This window comes from Pedococcus sp. P2_E5, assembly GCF_056403895.1.
This window is the reverse complement of record NZ_JBFUEP010000033.1, coordinates 16,395-35,607: the sequence shown is the minus strand read 5'-3', so window position 1 is coordinate 35,607 and position 19,213 is coordinate 16,395. Positions and strand designations below refer to the sequence as shown.

22 protein-coding genes and 3 tRNA genes are annotated in these 19,213 nt (G+C 70.0%); 22 read left to right on the top strand and 3 right to left on the bottom strand.

Annotated features, from left to right (window positions below):
* Positions 1-120: 120 nt before the first annotated feature.
* The 8 genes from aroQ to AC1DVZ_RS12655 all read left to right on the top strand — a co-directional run bounded on the left by aroQ (position 121) and on the right by AC1DVZ_RS12655 (position 4,663).
* Entirely contained in the window at positions 121-570 is a 450-nt protein-coding gene (aroQ, locus tag AC1DVZ_RS12690; protein WP_477618556.1) for a type II 3-dehydroquinate dehydratase, read from the top strand.
* Positions 571-663: 93 nt separating this feature from the next.
* Positions 664-1,908 (top strand): acyl-CoA dehydrogenase family protein, encoded by a 1,245-nt coding sequence (locus tag AC1DVZ_RS12685; RefSeq protein ID WP_477618555.1) that lies wholly within the window; start codon positions 664-666, stop codon positions 1,906-1,908.
* 149 nt (positions 1,909-2,057) lie between these two features.
* Positions 2,058-2,130: transfer RNA gene (locus tag AC1DVZ_RS12680), tRNA-Thr, on the top strand.
* Between the two features lie 32 nt (positions 2,131-2,162).
* Positions 2,163-2,236 (top strand) — tRNA-Met (locus AC1DVZ_RS12675).
* Between the two features lie 128 nt (positions 2,237-2,364).
* Positions 2,365-2,535 carry a 50S ribosomal protein L33 gene (gene rpmG, locus AC1DVZ_RS12670; RefSeq protein WP_179420867.1) on the top strand — a complete coding sequence of 57 codons (171 nt, stop codon included), beginning with the start codon at positions 2,365-2,367 and terminating at the stop codon, positions 2,533-2,535.
* 109 nt (positions 2,536-2,644) lie between these two features.
* Complete coding sequence (locus AC1DVZ_RS12665) at positions 2,645-3,091, top strand: FAS1-like dehydratase domain-containing protein (RefSeq protein WP_477618554.1); 447 nt, start codon at positions 2,645-2,647, stop codon at positions 3,089-3,091.
* Positions 3,088-3,516, top strand: coding sequence for a MaoC/PaaZ C-terminal domain-containing protein (locus AC1DVZ_RS12660; RefSeq protein WP_477618553.1), 429 nt, complete (start codon positions 3,088-3,090; stop codon positions 3,514-3,516). The genes AC1DVZ_RS12665 and AC1DVZ_RS12660 overlap by 4 nt, the downstream gene beginning before the upstream one ends.
* Before the next feature lie 70 nt (positions 3,517-3,586).
* The gene (locus tag AC1DVZ_RS12655; RefSeq protein ID WP_477618552.1) at positions 3,587-4,663 is read left to right on the top strand and encodes a UDP-N-acetylmuramate dehydrogenase; all 1,077 of its coding nucleotides are present in this window, start codon (positions 3,587-3,589) and stop codon (positions 4,661-4,663) included.
* A 124-nt stretch (positions 4,664-4,787) separates the two neighbouring features.
* On the opposite strand, the gene AC1DVZ_RS12650 is transcribed toward AC1DVZ_RS12655, so the two are convergent.
* The 3 genes from AC1DVZ_RS12650 to AC1DVZ_RS12640 form a co-directional block, all read right to left on the bottom strand.
* The gene (locus tag AC1DVZ_RS12650) at positions 4,788-5,816 is read right to left on the bottom strand and encodes an adenosine deaminase (protein WP_477618551.1); all 1,029 of its coding nucleotides are present in this window, start codon (positions 5,814-5,816) and stop codon (positions 4,788-4,790) included.
* Positions 5,817-5,835: 19 nt separating this feature from the next.
* Positions 5,836-6,333 (bottom strand): DUF5709 domain-containing protein, encoded by a 498-nt coding sequence (locus tag AC1DVZ_RS12645; RefSeq protein WP_477618550.1) that lies wholly within the window; start codon positions 6,331-6,333, stop codon positions 5,836-5,838.
* A gap of 74 nt (positions 6,334-6,407) precedes the next feature.
* Positions 6,408-7,709 carry an aspartate aminotransferase type Ic gene (locus AC1DVZ_RS12640; RefSeq protein ID WP_477618549.1) on the bottom strand — a complete coding sequence of 434 codons (1,302 nt, stop codon included), beginning with the start codon at positions 7,707-7,709 and terminating at the stop codon, positions 6,408-6,410.
* A gap of 204 nt (positions 7,710-7,913) precedes the next feature.
* Here AC1DVZ_RS12640 and AC1DVZ_RS12635 point away from each other — a divergent pair, with 204 nt between their 5' ends.
* The 14 genes from AC1DVZ_RS12635 (at position 7,914) to AC1DVZ_RS12570 (ending at position 19,210) form a co-directional block, all read left to right on the top strand.
* On the top strand, positions 7,914-8,219 hold the full coding sequence (locus AC1DVZ_RS12635) for a DUF4242 domain-containing protein (protein WP_477618548.1): 306 nt from the start codon (positions 7,914-7,916) through the stop codon (positions 8,217-8,219).
* On the top strand, positions 8,216-8,356 hold the full coding sequence (locus AC1DVZ_RS12630; protein ID WP_477618547.1) for a hypothetical protein: 141 nt from the start codon (positions 8,216-8,218) through the stop codon (positions 8,354-8,356). The genes AC1DVZ_RS12635 and AC1DVZ_RS12630 overlap by 4 nt, the downstream gene beginning before the upstream one ends.
* Before the next feature lie 140 nt (positions 8,357-8,496).
* A complete protein-coding gene (locus AC1DVZ_RS12625; protein WP_477618546.1) occupies positions 8,497-11,049 on the top strand; it encodes an ATP-binding protein in 2,553 nt (850 codons plus the stop codon).
* Between the two features lie 164 nt (positions 11,050-11,213).
* Positions 11,214-11,286: transfer RNA gene (locus AC1DVZ_RS12620), tRNA-Trp, on the top strand.
* A 59-nt stretch (positions 11,287-11,345) separates the two neighbouring features.
* The gene (gene secE / locus AC1DVZ_RS12615; RefSeq protein WP_477618545.1) at positions 11,346-11,615 is read left to right on the top strand and encodes a preprotein translocase subunit SecE; all 270 of its coding nucleotides are present in this window, start codon (positions 11,346-11,348) and stop codon (positions 11,613-11,615) included.
* A gap of 65 nt (positions 11,616-11,680) precedes the next feature.
* Entirely contained in the window at positions 11,681-12,571 is an 891-nt protein-coding gene (gene nusG / locus AC1DVZ_RS12610) for a transcription termination/antitermination protein NusG (protein ID WP_477618544.1), read from the top strand.
* A 92-nt stretch (positions 12,572-12,663) separates the two neighbouring features.
* Positions 12,664-13,098, top strand: coding sequence for a 50S ribosomal protein L11 (rplK, locus tag AC1DVZ_RS12605; protein ID WP_140743486.1), 435 nt, complete (start codon positions 12,664-12,666; stop codon positions 13,096-13,098).
* A gap of 120 nt (positions 13,099-13,218) precedes the next feature.
* On the top strand, positions 13,219-13,938 hold the full coding sequence (gene rplA / locus AC1DVZ_RS12600; RefSeq protein WP_477618543.1) for a 50S ribosomal protein L1: 720 nt from the start codon (positions 13,219-13,221) through the stop codon (positions 13,936-13,938).
* A 156-nt stretch (positions 13,939-14,094) separates the two neighbouring features.
* Complete coding sequence (locus AC1DVZ_RS12595) at positions 14,095-14,877, top strand: hypothetical protein (protein ID WP_477618542.1); 783 nt, start codon at positions 14,095-14,097, stop codon at positions 14,875-14,877.
* 293 nt (positions 14,878-15,170) lie between these two features.
* Positions 15,171-15,842, top strand: a complete 672-nt coding sequence (gene rplJ, locus AC1DVZ_RS12590; protein ID WP_477618541.1) for a 50S ribosomal protein L10 — start codon at positions 15,171-15,173, stop codon at positions 15,840-15,842.
* Between the two features lie 71 nt (positions 15,843-15,913).
* Positions 15,914-16,300 (top strand): 50S ribosomal protein L7/L12, encoded by a 387-nt coding sequence (rplL, locus tag AC1DVZ_RS12585; protein ID WP_477618540.1) that lies wholly within the window; start codon positions 15,914-15,916, stop codon positions 16,298-16,300.
* A gap of 257 nt (positions 16,301-16,557) precedes the next feature.
* Entirely contained in the window at positions 16,558-17,595 is a 1,038-nt protein-coding gene (locus tag AC1DVZ_RS12580; RefSeq protein WP_477618539.1) for an ABC transporter ATP-binding protein, read from the top strand.
* Positions 17,596-18,366, top strand: coding sequence for an MlaE family ABC transporter permease (locus tag AC1DVZ_RS12575; protein WP_477618538.1), 771 nt, complete (start codon positions 17,596-17,598; stop codon positions 18,364-18,366).
* A gap of 16 nt (positions 18,367-18,382) precedes the next feature.
* On the top strand, positions 18,383-19,210 hold the full coding sequence (locus tag AC1DVZ_RS12570) for an MlaE family ABC transporter permease (protein ID WP_477618537.1): 828 nt from the start codon (positions 18,383-18,385) through the stop codon (positions 19,208-19,210).
* The last annotated feature ends 3 nt before the right edge of the window (positions 19,211-19,213 follow it).

Here is a 19,213-nt window from a genome sequence, read left to right as displayed (position 1 = left end):
CATCATCCGGTCATGTGGACCTGCCGTGGCCTACCCTGAAAGACACCGGCCGCATGGCAAGGTGGCCGCACCGCAGAGCCGCGGCCACACGGCATACCGCAAGCACAGGAGCGCGCCACGATGAGCCAGCAGACCGTCGTCGTCCTGAACGGACCGAACCTCAACCTGCTCGGCGAGCGCGAGCCGGAGATCTACGGCTCCGACACCCTGGCCGAGATCGAGGCGCTGTGCCGCAAGGCCGCCGGCCTGGCCGGACTGGACGTCGACTTCCGCCAGAGCAACCACGAGGGCGCGCTGATCGACGCCGTCCACGAGGTCCGCAGGACCGCGGTCGGCATCGTCATCAACGCCGGCGCCTACACCCACACCTCGATCGCCCTGCGCGATGCGCTCGCCGCCGTGAGCATCCCCGTCTTCGAGGTGCACCTCAGCAACGTGCACAAGCGGGAGGAGTTCCGGCACCACTCCTACCTGTCCGCCGTCTCCGACGGTGTCATCAGCGGCTGTGGCCCCAGCGGCTACGCCTACGCGATCGCCCGGATCTCCGAGCTCATCGACGACCGCCACTAGCCCTCAACGCCCGCGCTGTTGGAAGCGAAACTTCCGGATATCCGGAAGTTTCCCTTCCAACAGGTGCGGAGCAGGGCTGCAAGACTGGCGCGCATGACCCCGCCGTCTGCGCTCGACCCGATGGACCTCGCCGGCATCGACGACCTGCTCTCCGACGAGGAGAAGGCGATCCGCGGCAGCGTCCGCGCCTTCCTCGACAAGCGGGTCGAGCCGTTCGTCGCCGACTGGTTCGAGCGCGGTGAGATCGACGACGTCCGCGGGCTGACCCGGGAGCTCGGCTCGCTGGGGCTGCTCGGGATGCACCTGGAGGGGTACGGCTGCGCCGGGATGAGCGCTGTCGACTACGGCCTGGCCTGCCTCGAGCTGGAGGCCACCGACTCCGGCGTGCGCAGCCTGGTGTCGGTGCAGGGGTCCCTTGCCATGTTCGCGATCCACCGCTGGGGCACCGAGGAGCACAAGCAGGAGTGGCTGCCACGGATGGCCGCCGGTGAGGCGATCGGCTGCTTCGGCCTGACCGAGCCCGACCACGGCTCCGACCCCGCCTCCATGCGCACCCGCGCCCGTCGGGACGGCGACGACTGGGTCCTGGACGGCTCGAAGATGTGGATCACCAACGGGTCGATCGCCGACGTCGCCGTGGTGTGGGCCCAGGTCGACGAGGGCGGGACCGAGGGCGGGACCGAGGCCGGGGCCGGCGGGGCCGGGGCAGGAGCCAGCCGAAGCGTCATCAGGGGTTTCGTCGTGCCCACCGACAGCCCCGGGTTCTCGGCCCCCGAGATCAAGCACAAGCTGTCGCTGCGGGCCTCGGTGACCAGCGAGCTCGTCCTCGACGGGGTGCGGCTGCCGGCCGACGCGGTGTTCCCCGACGTGACCGGCCTGAAGGGTCCGCTGGCCTGTCTCTCGGAGGCGCGCTACGGCATCGTCTGGGGCTCCCTCGGCGCGGCCCGCTCGAGCCTCGACACGGCCCGCCGCTACTCGATGGAGCGGCACCAGTTCGGCCGCCCACTGGCGGGCTTCCAGCTGACCCAGCAGAAGCTCGCCGACATGGCCCTTGAGCTGGTCAAGGGCCAGCTGCTCGCCCTGCACCTCGGCCGCCGCAAGGATGCCGGCACGCTGCGCCCCGAGCAGGTCAGCCTCGGCAAGCTCAACAACATCCGTGAGGCGCTCGACATCTGCCGCACCTCGCGAACCATCTTGGGCGCCAACGGGATCAGCCTCGAGTTCCCGATCATCCGGCACATGAACAACCTCGAGTCCGTGCTGACCTACGAGGGCACCGTGGAGATGCACACGCTCGTCATCGGACAGGCGATGACCGGCGAGCAGGCCTTCCGCTAGGGCCTCGCGTCCCGGTTCCCAGGGGCCGCCCGGAAAGCCGTCGCGCGGGCCCCGCCGCGCGGCATACCCTCGATTTTCGGTGGAGGCATCAGACCGTGTAGTCTCACCGTCGCACTTCCGCGCGGCTCTCGCGAGCCCCCGGTGAGCGCGCCCCCTTAGCTCAGTCGGTAGAGCGTTTCCATGGTAAGGAAAAGGTCGTCGGTTCGATTCCGACAGGGGGCTCTGGGAACGGCGCCGCGAGGCGCACACCCCATGGCGGGGTAGCTCAGCTGGTTAGAGCGCACGACTCATAATCGTGAGGTCGCGGGATCGAGCCCCGCTCCCGCTACAACCGCGATTTCAGGAATCACCCTGAACTCGCGTATTCTGATGCGTCGTTGCCCGTCCCGCACGGGTGGCCCACCATTTTGTATCAAGACAGCAGACCACCAGTCAGTTTCGAGAGCAGGTTGCCCCGTGGCTAGCAAGAGCACCGACGTCCGCCCCAAGATCACCTTGGCGTGCGTGGATTGCAAGGAGCGCAACTACATCACCAAGAAGAACCGTCGGAACAACCCCGACCGCCTGGAGATGAAGAAGTTCTGCCCCCGCGACGGCAAGCACACGCTCCACCGCGAGACCCGCTGACCTGACGCGTTTCGACGGCCGCCCCGGACTTCGGTCCCCGGGCGGCTTTGTCGTGTCCCCGGCGGACGGCCCGGTCGCGTCGTCGACGGGCACCAATAGAGTGGTCGCCATGGCCGTCAACGCAGACTTCGCAGGGCGCAGCTACCCGCCCAGTGGCCCGTATGCCGTGGACGCGGCGACCATCGCGGCGTTCGCCTCCGCGGTGGGTTCGCAGGATCCCGTGCACACCTCGAGCGAGGCCGCGCAGGCCGCCGGCTACCGCGACGTGATCGCGCCGCCCACCTTCGCCGTCACCCTCGCGCAGCAGTGTGACGCGGTGTTCGTCCAGGACCCCGAGGCAGGCATCGACTACACCCGGGTGGTGCACGGCGAGCAGCGCTTCGTCCACCACCGACCCATCACGGCGGGCGACTCCGTGCTCGGCATCCTGACCGTCGACTCGGTGCGCGAGGCCGGTGGCCACGCGATGGTCACCACCCGCACCGAGCTGGCGACGCGCGACGGCGAGGCGCTGTGCACCTCCACGTCCACCATCGTCATCCGGGGAGGGGAGTGACCGTGGGCGCACGCACCCTTGCCGAGGCCACCGTCGGCGACACGATCGGGCCTCTCACGCTCACCGTCGCGCGCGAGACCCTCGTGGCCTACGCCGCCGCCTCCGGCGACCAGAACCCCATCCACCAGGACGAGGCCTTCGCGAAGTCCGTGGGTCTGCCCGACGTCATCGCCCACGGCATGTGGACGATGGGCGCCGTCGGCTCGGTCGTCGAGGAGTGGGCCGGGGACGGTGGCCGGGTCGTCGAGTTCGGCACCCGCTTCACCAAGCCGGTCGTCGTCCCGCAGGGCGGTGGCGGGGTCGAGGTCAGCGGTGTCGTCAAGGCGGTCGACGAGGACACCCGCCGCGCCACCGTCGAGCTCACCGCGACGAGCGAGGGCGCCAAGGTGCTCGGTCGGTGCATCGCCGTCGTCCAGCTCGACTGAACCTCGCCGCGGGGTCCGTACCTTCGGACCCCGGTGCGAGCAACGGTCCCCCGACAGAGAGCAACTGGCGATGCACGACGAGCACGACGTCCCCCTGGCGTCCCTGACGACCATGCGGGTCGGTGGCCCCGCTGCCCGGCTCGTCACCGCCCAGACCATCGACGAGGTCGTCGACGCCGTCCGCGAGGTCGACGACGCCGACGAGCCGCTGCTCGTCATCGGTGGCGGTTCCAACCTCGTCGTGGCGGACGCAGGGTTCGCTGGCAGCGTGGTGCGGCTGGCCACCGACGGCGTGACCGTCGAGTCCGCCGACCTGTGCGGCGGGGTGATGGTGCGCGTCGCCGCGGGCGTGGTCTGGGACGACTTCGTCGCGCGAGCCGTGACCGAGGGCTGGTCGGGCGTGGAGGCGCTGTCGGGGATCCCCGGGTCGAGCGGCGCCACCCCGGTCCAGAACGTCGGTGCCTATGGCCAGGAGGTCGCCCAGACCATCGCCTCGGTCAGGGTCTACGACCGGGCCCAGCAGCAGGTGCGCACCCTGGCGTCCGCGGACTGCGCCTTCACCTACCGCCACTCCGCCTTCAAGTCGACCTCGCGTTTCGTCGTGCTCGACGTTCTCTTCCAGCTCATCCCCAGCGAGCTCAGCCAGCCGATCGGGTATGCCGACCTGGCCCGTCAGCTCGACGTCTCACCGGGGGAGCGGGTGCCGCTGGCAGACGCTCGGGAGGCGGTCCTTGCGCAGCGGCGGCTGCGAGGGATGGTTCTCGAGGCCGACGACCACGACACCTGGTCCTGTGGGTCCTTCTTCACCAACCCGATCCTGTCGGCTCAGCGGTTCGCTGCCCTGGAGTCCCGGGCTGCGACCCGGCTCGGACCGGGTGCGTCCGGGCCCCCGAGGTTCATCGACGGCGACGGCAACGTCAAGACCTCCGCGGCCTGGCTGATCGACAAGGCCGGGTTCGCCAAGGGCTTCGCGCTCCCCGGCAGCGGAGCAGCCCTCTCGACCAAGCACACCCTGGCCATCACCAACCGTGGTGACGCCACGGCATACGACGTCGCAGCGCTGGCGCGGCACCTCCAGCAGGGCGTCCACGACGCGTTCGGGGTCACGCTCGTCAACGAGCCGGTGTTCGTGGGACATGAACTATGAGGCTCAGCGTGGGACATGAACTATGAGGCTCAGTGTGGGACATGAGCTCTAGGCCGCGAGTCTGAAGGATCTGCCGGGTCAGGACGCTGCGGATCCTTCAGAGTCGGGGGTCAGACGGGCGGGGTCAGGTGGGTGGGGTCGCGAGCCAGGCGTCGATGTCGTCCAGGGCCGCCTTCTGCAGCGCCGTCGGCGCCCGGCTCGCGCGCAGGGACCCCCGCGCCAGCTCCGCCAGCTCCTCGTCGGTGAAGCCGAGGGCGGTGCGGGCCAGCTCGTACTGGTCGGCCAGGCGTGAGTCGAACAGCAACGGGTCGTCGGCTCCCAACGCCACCGGTATGCCGTGCTCCACGATCGTGCGCAGTGGCACCTGCCCGGGGCTGCCGTAGACCCCCAGGGCGATGTTGCTGCGGGGGCAGACCTCCAGGGCGACTCCTGACTCGGCGACGAGGTCGAGCACTCGCGGGTCCTCCACGCTGCGGACACCGTGGCCGATCCGGTCGGGGCGGATCGCCTCGAGCGTCGCCTCGACGGCCGCCGGGCCGAGGAGCTCCCCGGCGTGCGGCACCAGGGCCAGCCCGGCGCGCCGAGCGATCTCGAAGGCCGGCGCGAACTCGGACGTCTGACCGCGACGCTCGTCGTTGCTGAGCCCGAACCCGACGACGGTGCCCGCACCTTCGCCGGCGTGGTGCGCGGCGAGGCGCGCCAGCGTCCTGGCGTCGAGCGGGTGGCGGATCCGACTGGCTGCCACCACCACCGCCACCTGTGTCGACTCCTGACGCGAGGCTGCGGCAGCCTCGTCGAGGACGATCTCGAGCGCCGGCGTGATGCCCCCGACGAACGGCGCGTACGACGTCGGGTCGACCTGGATCTCGAGCCAGCGCGACCCCTCGGCCGCATCGTCCTGCGCTGCCTCACGCACGATCCGGCGCAGGTCGGACTCGTCGCGCACACAGGCGCGAGCTGCGTCGTACAGCCGCTGGAACCGGAACCAGCCGCGCTCGTCCCGCGCGCTCAGCTGCGGCGGGTAGCCCGTCGTCAGGGCCTCGGGGAGGTGGAGGGCGTGCTTCTGCGCGAGGTCGCGCACCGTCTCCACGCGCATCGAACCGGTGAAGTGCAGGTGCAGGTGCGCCTTCGGGAGGGCGGTCACCGGGCGCATGCGCAGCAGTCTGGCAGGGCTAGTCCTCCACGATGTGCATGGCTGCCTCTTCCGGGCTCTGCGGGTCGCCGCTCGACTCGGACTCGTCACCGACCAGTTCGCTGTCCACGTCCGGACGGTCGCCCTCGTCAGGATCGGTGAGCTGCCCGACGCTCGCGTCCCCCACGAGGTCGTCACCGAGGAAGTCGTCGTCCGCGGCGATGGAGTCCGGGTCGGCGCCGCCCACGCGGGCTTCGGCGTCGAGGCCCCCCTCGTCGTCCGGGGCGCCGTAGGCGGAGTCCGGGTCGGGGACCTCCTGCCGGATGCGCTGCTCGATGCTCTCCTCCTGGCCCTGCTCGGAGGCCGTCGTGCCCCACTCGGTGGCGCGCGGCTGGAGGTCTGGCGGCGACGACGGTTCGTTGTCGCCCTCGCTGGAGTCGAGCAGCTGGTCCTGGCCGCTGCCTGCGTCCACCCCGTCGTCCAGGCTGACACTGCCCAGGTCGTCGTCGAAGCTCTCTGTGCCCGGCTGGTCGCTCATGTCCCCACCCTGCGCGACCCGGGGCCACACCGCAAGGGGACCCACGCGGCATACAACCCTGTGCAGAAGGGCCGTCAGGCCTCGCCGCGCACCTTCTCCACGGAGGCGAGCAGGACACAGGTGGCCACGGCCTCCATCGCCTCGCTGACCTGGTCCAGCGGGGGGAAGGTGGGGGCGAGGCGGATGTTGCGGTCGCGGGGGTCGACCCCGTGGGGGAACGAGGCGCCGGCCGGCGTGAGGGCGATCCCGGCCTCCTTGGCCAGCTGCACCACCCTGGACGCGGTGCCGTCGAGCACGTCGAGGCTGACGAAGTAGCCACCGGTCGGCCTGGTCCAGGTCGCGACATCCAGGCCGCCGAGGCGCTCCGACAGGATGCGCTCGACCTCGGCGAACTTGGGGGCGATGACCGCCCGGTGCTTGGCCATGTGGTCGCGGACGCCTTGCGGGGTACCGAAGAACTGCGCGTGCCGCAGCTGGTTGACCTTGTCGGGACCGATCGCGCCCTTGCCCAGGTGGCCGGTGTACCACTTCACGGTCTCGACCGACCCGGCCAGGAACGCGACGCCGGCACCGGCCAGGGTGATCTTGGAGGTCGAGGCGAACATGATCGGACGGTGCGGGTGCCCCGCGGCGGCGGCGAGGGTCAGGATGTCGGCGCTCTTGGCCTCGTCCTCCGTGAGGTGGTGGAACGCGTAGGCGTTGTCCCAGAAGATCTTGAAGTCGGGGGCGGCGGTCTCCATCGCGGCCAGGCGGGCGGCGATCTCCTGGGTGACGACCGACCCGCTCGGGTTGGCGTAGGTCGGCACCAGCCACATGCCCTTGATGCTCGGGTCGCTCGCGGCCAACTGCGCCACGGCCTCGACGTCGGGGCCGTCCTCGTGCATCGGCACGGTCACCATGTCGATGCCGAACCACTCGAGCAGGGTGAAGTGGCGGTCGTAGCCGGGCACCGGGCAGATGAAGGTGACCTTCTCCTCCTGCCCCCAGGGGCGCTCGCTGTCGACGGCACCGTGCAACCACAGGTCGACCAGCACCTCGCGCATCATCACGAGGCTGGAGTTGCCGCCGGCCACGACCTGCTCCGGCTCGACCCACAGCAGCTCGGCGAACATCTCGCGCAGCTCCCTGATCCCCTCGAGCCCGCCGTAGTTGCGGGTGTCGACGCCGCTCGCGTCCTTGACGCCCTTGGGCAGGCTGAGCAGGTCCTCGGCCAGGTCGAGCTGGGCCGCCGCGGGCTTGCCGCGGGTGAGGTCGAGCGACAGGCCGCGCGCCTTCAGCGCGGCATACGCCTCCTGCTGCTCGGCGGCGAAGGCCTCGAGCTCCTGCGCGGAGCGCTGGGCGAGGGGGGTGGTGGCGGTGGCGGTCTGCTCGGTCACGTCACCCATGCTCCCAGAGCCCCGCTATGCCGCGCAGTTGCCGTCCGAGCCCCGGTCACTGAGGGGACGCGGCAGCGCCGGCGCTTGGGCAGGAGTCGGCGACACAGATGGGCAATGGGTACCGATGTCGGGCACCCCCTGCGAATCCGACTCTGGGAGGGCAGCCGGCGGTCGCCGGCTCAACCTCACAGAAAAGGAACAGTCATGAAGCGATTTCTGATCGAGCGGACGGTCGAGGGTGCCAGCGAGCTGACGATGGAGCAGCTCGCCGAGATCTCCCGGACGTCCAACGCCGCGGTCGACTCCCTCGGTGTGCCGTACACCTGGGTCACCACCTACGTCGCGGGCGACAAGCTGTACTGCATCCACGAGACGGCGGAGCCCGAGACCGTCCGAGAGCACGCCCGCCGGGGCGGGTTTCCGTGTGACTTCGTCGCGGAGGTCGTTGCCGAGTTCGGCTCCCACACCGCGGCGGAGTTCGAGCGGGAGCGGATGGGGGCGACGACGTGATCGACTCCCAGATGCACGTGTACCTCACCGAGGTCCTCGCGGGTGGGCGGCAGGGGCTGACCCGTCCCGTCGGGCCGCGCAGCGCCCGTCAGGTCATCCTGGACGTCCGCCGGCGTCGCCGGGAGGGCGGGCGGTGAGACCTCCGGCCGCGGTCCGTCCCCGTGACGGGCGCGGCGCCGCCGGGGACGGACCGGGCACCCAGCCCGCCCGTCCCCGGTCGGCCGGACCCCTGCACGAGCCCTTCCGGGACCCGCCCGAGCGCTCGTACGCTGTGGGCGTGGAGCTCGTCGAGCGGGAGCCGCAGCTGGATCACCTTCGGATGGCCTTGGAGCGGAGCCGCAGTCAGGGTCGCGTCGTCGCCGTCGCCGGGGAAGCGGGCGCCGGCAAGTCGGCCCTGGTCCGGGTGGCGACCTCCGAGCAGCACTGGACGCGCGTTGCCCGTGGGCTGTGCGACCCGCTCGAGACGCCACGGCCCCTCGGGCCGATCCGGGAGGTGCTGGCCGACCTCGGAGTGGCCCTCGGCCCTGACCCCGGTCCACCGGCACCGCTCGGGGAGCGGGTGCTCGCAGCCGCGGGGAGCGAGCCCACCACCGTGGTGATCGAGGACGCGCAGTGGATCGACGAGGCGTCGATCGAGGTGCTGCGCTTCGTCGCCCGTCGGGTCGAGACCCGTCCGGTCGTGCTCGTCCTGACCTATCGCGACGGCGAGATCGGGCCCCACCACGCGCTCAGGCCCCTCCTCGGTGACCTCGCCCGGCTCGACGCCGCCACGACGATCGCCCTCCAGGGGCTTTCCGTGAACGCCATCCGAGCACTCCTGCGCGACACCGGGATCGACCCGGTCTCGGTCCTCGCCCTGACAGGTGGGAATGCCTTCTTCGTCACCGAGATCGCCCGGCACCCTGGGGAGGAGCTTCCCGCGTCGGTCCGCGACGCGGTCCTGGCCAGCACCAGCTGGGTGGCCGAGCAGGACCTCGAGGTCCTGCAGCTCATCGCCGCGGCTCCGGACACCCTCGATGACCGGCTCCTTCCGGCGCTGGGTATCGACCTTCCACAGCTGCGCAGACTCGAGGGCACCGGTCTGCTGAGGCGTTCCCGCCGGGGGATCGGCTACCGCCACGAGCTCGCCCGCCGCGCGATCGAGGGCGCCATGGCTCCTGGTGTGGCGAGCCGGCTGCACGCGCGCGTGCTGTCCGCGCTGGAGGACGTCCCGGGCGCCGACCCTGCCGTCCTGGCGCACCATGCGCACGCATCAGCCGACCATCCCCGCACCCGGCGCTACGCCGACGAGGCTGCTGCCGAAGCCGGGCGGACCGGTTCGCACCGCGAGGCCGTCGCCTTCCTGGAACTCGCGCTCGCCCACGCCGGCGAGGGTGCGGTCGAGCGCGCCGGGCTCCTCGAGCGACTCAGCTACCAGCAGTACATGGTCAGTCGCCTGCCCGAGGCCGTCGACGCCATCACGGAGGCCGCTCGGCTCTGGGCCGACGCGCAGGACACCGACGGTGTGGCAGCCGCGCACAACCGGCGAGCCCTGATCGAGTACTACTCCGCCCGTCGGGCGGTTGCTGAGCGCCACGTCGGACTCGCCCTGGCGAACCCTGCCGCTCCCACCTACGGGGCCGCCCGGGCCCTGGAGATGCTGCTGGCCTTCCGCCGCAACGACGTCGAGGCGACCGCGGCCGGCCGGCAGATCACCGGGGCGCTGGCCGTGGAGCGTGCCGACGAGGAGCTGCTCGTGCGCTCGGAGATCGTCGGCACGATGGCAGACGTCCTCCGGGGCGCCGACATGACGGCCCGTGAGCGGTTGCTGACCCTGGTGGACGACGCGGCGGCGCGCTGGTTCGACGAGACCGCCTCGACGGGGTGGTCGCAGCTGGCCGCCATCGACGTGGAGCACCGCCGGTTTCGCGATGCCGAGAGCCTGCTGGAGCAGTCGCTGCCGTTCACCGTCGACCGCGACATCCCGATCTGCCAGCAGTGGCAGACAGGAGTCCGCGCGCGGCTGCAGCTGGAGCGGGGACGGTGGGAGGCCGGCCTCGAGGACGCCCGCACCGTCCTCGACGGCGGCGCGCCCATCGCGAGTCTGTGGCCCCACCTGGTCACAGGACTGGTCGCCCTGCGCCGCGGCGACCAGCCCCTCAGCGGGGCAGACCACGTCGAGCTCGCCTGGGAGCTGGCCGAGCAGATGGCGGAGCCTCTCGCGCGGCTGGCCGCCATGGCGGCCCTGGCCGAGCGCGCCTGGCTGCTCGACACCGAGGACGACAGGCTGGACGGGGCTGATCCCCTCTTGCGCGAGGCCGGTGCCCTGCCCGGCGCCCAGTGGGCTACGGGGCACCTCGCGGTGTGGCTCCGTCGCCTGGGACGGCAACCTCGGGCGGGCCCCGTGGCCGAGCCGTTCGCGTTGCAGCTCGCAGGCCGGGCCGATGCCGCCGCCGAGCGCTGGCGGGACCTCGGCGCTCCGTACGAGCGCGCGCTGGCGCGCGCCGAGTCGTCCGACGACGCGACAGCCGTGGGGGCGCTCGCCGACCTGGAGACCATGGGCGCCTGGGCGGCGGCCGACCGCTGCCGCGAGCTGCTGCGGCGCCGGGGGCTGTCGAGGGTGCCGGCCAGGCGGCGCACCACCACGGTGACCAATCCCGCCGGTCTGACGACCCGCCAGCTCGATGTGGCGCGGTTGGTGGCCCGGGGGCTCACCAACGCCGAACTCGCCCAGCAGCTCTACATCTCGACCCGCACGGCCGACCACCACGTGTCGGCGGTCCTCGCCAAGCTGGGTCTGGAGACGCGACGCGACGTGGTCAGGCAGGCGACGGACCTCGGCCTCGTCTGAGCCCACCTCCGCGCACCACACCGCTCGCCGCGGCTGCGAGTTCGCGTTCGGCAGCGGGCCTCACGTATGCTTTCTCCTCGGTTGACATTGGCCATGCTTCCGGCATGCCCGCGAACGGGTCAGGTCAGCCACCCGGAACCCATCGCCCCCGCGATGAGTTCCGTAGGGCAGTGGCTCAATTGGTAGAGCTCCGGTCTCCAAAACCGGCGGTTGGGGGTTCGAGTCCCTCCTGCCCTGCGTAGCAGAACCTGTGACCGGACCCGGTCACGGCATACATGAGTGAAAGCAGAGGCATCGTGACGGACGTGAGCGCGGACACCCGCGGCTCTGGTCGCACCGGCCGCAAGAGTGACAAGGGCGGCAACCCGATTTCGAGGTTCTTCCGCTCGATGTCCCTCTTCGTCAGCCAGATCCTCGACGAGCTTCGCAAGGTCGTCCGACCGACGCGGTCCGAACTGGTCAACTACACGATCGTCGTGATCGTGTTCGTGACGTTCGTGATGGCCTTGGTCGCGACCGTGGACTTCGGCTTCACCAAGCTCGTGCTGTGGGTCTTCGGCGGCTGACCGCCGCCCTACCGCAGACACCCCGGGGTCACCCGGCGAATACCAGAAGGAAGTAGGTCATCAGCGTGTCCGACCAGTGGACCACCGACAACGCCGAGCCCGAGACCGATGAGGTCGCGGCTGATGGTGCTGCCGCAGAGGACGCCGCCCCCCAGCCCGAGGTGGAGGTCGAGCGCGACGAGACCGACGAGGCCGAGATCGAGGCCCACCAGCCGCAGGTGTCGACCCTCACGTTCTCCGAGGACTCAGCCTCGGACGACGACGCCACAGACGCCACCGACGCCACCGAGGACGACTCGGCTGACGACTCCGACGCGACGACCGAGGACGACGTCGACGCCCCGCCGGCCGACCCCGTGCAGGAGTTCAAGGACGCCCTCGCCGCCAAGTTCGGCGACTGGTACGTCGTGCACTCCTACGCCGGCTACGAGAACCGCGTGAAGGCCAACCTCGAGAACCGCACGACCTCGCTCAACATGGAGGACTTCATCTTCGAGGCCGAGGTGCCCATGGAAGAGGTCACCGAGATCAAGAACGGCCAGAAGAAGCTCGTGCGCCGCGTCCGGATGCCCGGATACGTGCTGGTCCGGATGGACCTCACCGACGAGTCGTGGGGCGCCGTGCGCCACACGCCCGGCGTCACCGGCTTCGTCGGCAACGCCCACCAGCCGGTGCCGCTCAGCCTCGACGAGGTCTTCACCATGCTCGCTCCGGCCGACCTGGAGAGCCCGGCGACTGCCGGCGCCGCCGGGGGTGGCTCGGGCAAGGCCAAGGAGGTCGCGGTCGTCGACTTCGAGGTCGGCGAGTCCGTCACCGTCATGGAGGGGCCCTTCGAGACCCTTCCCGCCACGATCTCCGAGATCAACCCCGACACCCAGAAGCTCAAGGTGCTCGTCTCCATCTTCGGCCGGGAAACCCCGGTCGAGCTGTCGTTCAACCAGGTCGCCAAGATCTGACCGCACGACAGCACCTGTTCCCGGCATCCCGGGCGCATGCAACCGGGTCATCGCCCACGGCGTAGGCCCACCTCAACAGAAGGAACACAGCAATGCCTCCCAAGAGCAAGAAGATCTCCGGCTTCATCAAGCTGCAGATCCAGGCCGGTGCGGCCACCCCCGCCCCGCCCGTCGGCCCGGCCCTCGGCCAGCACGGCGTCAACATCATGGAGTTCGTCAAGGCCTACAACGCTGCGACCGAGTCCCAGCGCGGCAACGTCATCCCCGTGGAGATCACGGTCTACGAAGACCGTTCCTTCACCTTCATCACCAAGACGCCGCCCGCCGCCGAGCTGATCAAGAAGGCCGCTGGGGTGCCCAAGGGCTCCGGCGAGCCGCACAAGACCAAGGTTGCCAAGCTGTCGGCCGACCAGGTCCGCGCCATCGCCGAGCAGAAGATGGAAGACCTCAACGCCAACGACATCAACCAGGCGATGAAGATCATCGCCGGCACCGCCCGCAGCATGGGCATCGACACCACCCTCTGATTCACCAGCTCACGTGAGCTGCCCGGTATGCCGCCCACGCGGCATACCGGGGAACGTGGCAGGACCGCGCTGGTCCGAACTGACCACAACTCCACCGAAACACCTGACACAGGAGCAGAAATGAAGCGCAGCAAGGCTTACCGCGAGGCGGCCGACAAGATCGACGTCGCCAAGAGCTACGCCCCCCTCGAGGCCGTCCGCCTCGCCAAGGCGTCCGCCAAGGCCAAGTACGACGAGACGGTCGAGGTCGCGATGCGTCTCGGCGTCGACCCCCGCAAGGCCGACCAGATGGTCCGTGGCACCGTCAACCTGCCGCACGGCACGGGCAAGACCGCCCGCGTCCTCGTGTTCGCCAACGGCGACAAGGCCGAGGCCGCCCGTGAGGCCGGCGCCGACTTCGTCGGCTCCGACGAGCTGCTCGAGAAGGTTGCCGGCGGCTGGCTCGACTTCGACTCGGTCGTCGCGACGCCGGACATGATGGGCAAGGTCGGTCGTCTCGGCAAGGTCCTGGGCCCGCGTGGTCTCATGCCCAACCCGAAGACCGGCACGGTCACCATGGACACGGCCAAGGCCGTGACCGACATCAAGGGCGGCAAGATCGAGTTCCGCGTCGACAAGCACGCGAACCTCCACTTCATCATCGGCAAGGCCTCCTTCGACGAGAAGTCGCTGGTCGAGAACTACGCGACCGCGCTCGACGAGATCCTGCGTCTGAAGCCGTCCTCCTCCAAGGGTCGCTACATCGAGAAGGCGACCCTGTCGACCTCGATGGGCCCCGGCATCCCGCTCGACTACACCCGCACCCGCAACCTGCTGGTCGAGGACGAGGCCACCGCCTGAGTCCCCGTCCGGCCGCAGTCCTTGCCGAGAGCCCGCCACCCACCCCGGGAGGCGGGCTCTCGTCTGCCCGAATCCCCGCGCCCGGCGAGGCCCACGAGGTAGTTTGGGCGGCAGCCGCGGGGGACGTGCCCCGCGTGCCCGTCCTGGGGGATTCTTGTGAAGACCATCTCGTGCACCGCCCTCGCCCTTGCCGCGACCCTGGCGCTCGGCGCCTGCGGCAGCGACACGCCTGCCACGGTGTCGAACGCGGGCCCGACGGCGTCGACCAGCGCGACCAGCTCGACCACGTCGTCGAGCTCCGCCTCCGCCGCCGGACTGGCTGTCGGCACCACGGTCGACGGGAGTGACCTCGGTACCCGCATGCTGGCGGCGATGGTGAAGGCCGGGTCCGGCACGATGGCCATGACGGTCGGCGCCGGGGGCACGGCCACGGGCTCCTTCACCATGACGAAGGGCACGATGCGCCAGCGAATGGTCATGGCGATCGAGGGTGTCAACCTGGAGATCGTGTCGATCGACGGCGTGCTCTACATCAAGGGCCTCCCCGGCTCGACCAAGCCCTGGGTCAAGATCGACCCCAAGGCCAAGGACCCGTCCAGCCAGCTGTTCTCCGGGATGCTCGGCGAGATGGGCAACCCCCGCCAGTTCGCCGACGCGATGGTCGGCGCGAAGGCCACGGTCGTGAGCTCGTCGGCCACCGAGACGACCTACGAGGTGGCCGTCGACCCGGCCAAGATCCTCGGCGAAGCCGGCCAGGGCGCGGTGCCGTCGATGGCCCCGGTCACGACGCGCTACGTCCTCGATGCCCAGGACCGGCCCGTCTCGATGACCGTCGAGGTCGAGGGTCAGGAGGTCGGCGGCACGTTCGGCGACTGGGGCAAGCCGGTCGCCATCACCGCACCACCCGCCAGCCAGGTGGGCACCTTCCAGATCCCGTGAGCCGACGCGTCGTCCTCGCAGCGCCCGGGGGCGCCGATGGAGCGCGATTTGGCCGGGGGCCCACCCACCCGTACTCTGGACCCTGACCAAAGACCGCTCGGTTGTCGCGTGCCACCGCAATAGGCAGCACGTGACCGAAGGTTCCACTCCGGTGGGCGTCCAGCGCAGGCCACGATTCACCCGCAGTACATGCTCCCAGAGCCTGTCCGCGTGCGAGCCCCGTGCCCTGTGCATGGGGCTCTTCCCATGTGGCCTCCAGCTCCGGACGGTCGAACACACGGAAGGGAGGCCCCATGGCCAAGGCTGACAAGGCTGCCGCCATCGCCGAGCTGTCGGACAAGTTCCGCAACTCCGGCGCGGCCGTGCTGACCGAGTACCGCGGACTGACGGTGAAGCAGATCACCGATCTTCGCAACTCGCTGCGCGGAAACGCCACCTTCGCCGTCGTGAAGAACACGCTCACCGAGCTTGCTGCCAAGGACGCCGGCGTCACCGCGTTCGACGGCCAGCTCGTGGGACCGTCCGCCATCGCGTTCGTCGATGGTGACCCGGTCGAGGCCGCAAAGGGCCTGCGTGACTTCGCCAAGGCGAACCCCCTCCTCGTGATCAAGGGCGGCGTCCTCGACGGCAAGGCCCTGACTCCCGCGGAGATCACGAAGCTTGCGGACCTCGAGTCCCGCGAGGTTCTCCTGGCCAAGCTGGCCGGTGCCCTTCAGGCGTCGCTCAGCCAGGCTGTCTACCTCTTCGCCGCACCGCTGTCGCAGACCGCTCGGGTCGTCGACGCACTGCGTGCCAAGGTCGAGGCCGAGGGTCCGGTGGCAGCTGCCGCCGCTCCCGCTGCCGAGGCCGAGGTTGACGACACCACCGCCGAGGCACCCGCAGTTGATGTTGCTGAGGAGACCCCCGCCGACGCCCCCGTGGCCGAGGCAACCGCAGACGTCGCCGAGGGTGGCGACGAGAGCTGAGTCCTCCGGGACCCGGCTCACACACCAAAACGCCACTCACGGCATACCAAGAATTAGAAAGGACGCCCATCATGGCGAAGCTCTCCACCGACGAGCTCCTTGAGGCTTTCAAGGAAATGACCCTCATCGAGCTCTCTGAGTTCGTGAAGCAGTTCGAGGACACCTTCAACGTCACCGCTGCCGCCCCCGTGGCCGTTGCTGCGGCCGGCGCCCCGGCCGGCGGCGGCGCCGCTGAGGTCGAGGAGCAGGACGAGTTCGACGTCGTCCTCGAGGCTGCTGGCGACAAGAAGATCCAGGTCATCAAGGAGGTCCGCGCGCTGACCTCCCTCGGCCTGAAGGAAGCCAAGGACCTCGTGGACGGCGCCCCCAAGCCCGTTCTCGAGAAGGTTGACAAGGCTGCGGCCGACAAGGCCAAGGAGGCCCTCGAGGCCGCCGGCGCCACCGTCACCCTCAAGTGACCTGAGCTTCCTCACGGAAGCAACGCACTGCGCAGAGCGGGCCCGACCACACGGTCGGGCCCGCTTTCGCGTCCCCGCGCCTCATCCCGGCGGGATGCCAGGAGCGGGGTATGCCGCGCGGCCGGCATCTCGGGGCACGCCCGGGAGGGGGCCGCACGGCATACCGGGCCGTAACTTCACCGTCCCCGCCTCGTTGAGCCATGCGAACCGGGGCCTGCCTCAATGGCGGGCGTGGACATTCACGACGAGGTGGAGCTGTGGGCGTTGAGATCAGGGTCGAAGGCCTGACCAAGCGATTTGGGTCGCAGGTGATCTGGAACGACGTCTCGCTGACCCTTCCCGCGGGGGAGATCTCCGTGATGCTGGGGCCGTCGGGTACCGGCAAGTCGGTCTTCCTCAAGACCCTGGTCGGCCTGCTCAAGCCCGACGCGGGCTCGATCTGGATCCAGGACCGCGACCTGACCCAGATGCGCGAACGCGAGCTGTACGAGGTCCGCAAGCTGTTCGGGGTGCTGTTCCAGGACGGCGCGCTGTTCGGCTCGATGAACCTCTACGACAACGTGGCGTTCCCCCTGCGCGAGCACACCAAGAAGTCCGAGTCGGACATCCGCAGCATCGTCCTCGAGAAGATGGACCTGGTCGGACTGACAGGCGCCGAGGCCAAGCTGCCCGGCGAGATCTCCGGTGGGATGCGCAAGCGCGCCGGTCTGGCCCGCGCGCTGGTGCTGGACCCCGAGATCCTGCTGATCGACGAGCCGGACTCCGGTCTGGACCCGGTCCGCACGTCCTACATCAACCAGCTGTTCATCGACCTCAACGCGCAGATCGACGCGACCTTCCTCATCGTCACCCACGACATCAACTCCACGCGGACCGTGCCCGACAACATCGGGCTGCTCTACCACCGTCACCTGGCGATGTTCGGGCCCCGCGAGATGCTGCTGAGCTCGGAGGAGCCGGTCGTGCGCCAGTTCCTCAACGCCCAGACCATCGGCCCGATCGGCATGTCCGAGGAGAAGGACGCCGACGAGCTGGCCTCCGAGATCGGCCAGGAGCTGCCCCCGCTGCCGCCCATCCCGCTCCAGCTCGGCACCAGCGACGGCACCCCCCGCCGCGGCGAGCGTCAGGCTGGGGACTGGTGCCGCGCGAACGGCATCACGCCGCCGCCCGGGTCGTTCCAGTCGCAGAACGCCGGAGTGCCCGGTGTCCGCCACTCCGAGCCCATCCAGCCCACCGAGCCCAACCAGCCCAACCAGCCCACCGAGCCGCCGCGGGCTGCCGAGGCGGCGGTCTGAATGAGCAATCCAGCCATCGGTGCGCTGCGCCAGAGCGGGTCGCTCTTCGCGCTCGTCCTCGACGTCATGCGGTCGCTGCCGAAGCGACCGTTCCAGACCAAGGAGTTCATCCAGCAGTGCTGGTTCATCGCCTCGGTGACGATCGTCCCGACGGCCCTGGTCTCCATCCCCTTCGGTGCGGTCATCGCCCTCCAGCTCGGCACGCTGACCCGCCAGCTCGGCGCCCAGTCCTTCACCGGCGCCGCCTCGGTGCTCGCCGTCATCCGTGAGGCGTCGCCCATCGTCACCGCCCTCCTCATCGCCGGTGCCGGCGGGTCGGCGATCTGCGCAGACCTCGGCTCGCGCAAGATCCGCGAGGAGATCGACGCGATGGAGGTCCTCGGGATCAGCCCCATCGCGCGCCTTGTCGTCCCTCGGGTGCTCGCGGCCATGGTCGTGGCGCTCCTGCTCAACGGCCTCGTCTCGGTCGTCGGCGTCGCGGGTGGCTACTTCTTCAACGTCATCATCCAGGGCGGGACCCCTGGCGCCTACATCGCCTCGTTCACCGCGCTGGCCCAGCTGGCTGACCTGTGGACCAGCGAGATCAAGGCGCTCATCTTCGGCTTCATCGCCGCGGTCGTCGCCTCGTACAAGGGCCTCACGGCCGGCGGCGGTCCCAAGGGAGTCGGCGACGCCGTCAACCAGAGCGTGGTCATCACCTTCATGTTCCTGTTCGTCGTGAACTTCGTCGCCAGCGCCGTGTACTTCCAAGTCGTCCCCCAGAAGATCTGAAGGAGGTGCAGCCCCAGTGAGCAAAGTCCTTGACCTCGCGGGTCGACCCGTCGAGGCGCTCGACAGCCTCGGTGAGCAGATGCGGTTCTACGTCCGCTCGCTCGCCTGGAGCCCGCGCACCCTGCGCCGCTACAAGAAGGAGATCCTGCGCCTCCTCGCTGAGGTCTCCCTCGGCTCGGGAGCCCTGGCCGTCATCGCAGGCACCGTGGGGGTCATCGCCTTCCTCGCCTTCTTCACCGGCAGCCAGGTCGGCCTCCAGGGCTACTCCTCGCTCAACCAGCTCGGCACGGGCGCCCTCACCGGCTTCGTCTCGGCCTACCTCAACACCCGTGAGATCGCGCCGCTGGTGGCAGGCCTGGCGCTCGCCGCCACGGTCGGGTGTGGCTTCACCGCCCAGCTCGGCGCGATGCGCATCTCCGAGGAGGTCGACGCGCTCGAGGTCATGGGGATCCCGTCGCTGCCGTTCCTCGTCACGACCCGGATGATCGCGGGCTTCGTGGCCGTCGTCCCGCTCTACGTGCTCGGCCTGCTCTCGTCCTACGGCGCGACCCGGTTCATCGTCGTGCAGTACTTCGGGCAGTCGGCCGGCACCTACGACCACTACTTCCACCTGTTCCTGCCGCCGATCGACGTCCTGTTCTCGTTCCTCAAGGTGATGGTGTTCGCGGTCGTGATCATCCTCATCCACTGCTACTACGGCTACAACGCGTCCGGCGGTCCGGCCGGCGTGGGCGTGGCCGTCGGCAAGGCCGTGCGGACCTCCATCGTCGCCATCAACATCGTGGACTTCTTCTTCTCACTGGCGGTGTGGGGCGCCACGACCACCGTAAGGATCGCGGGCTGACGC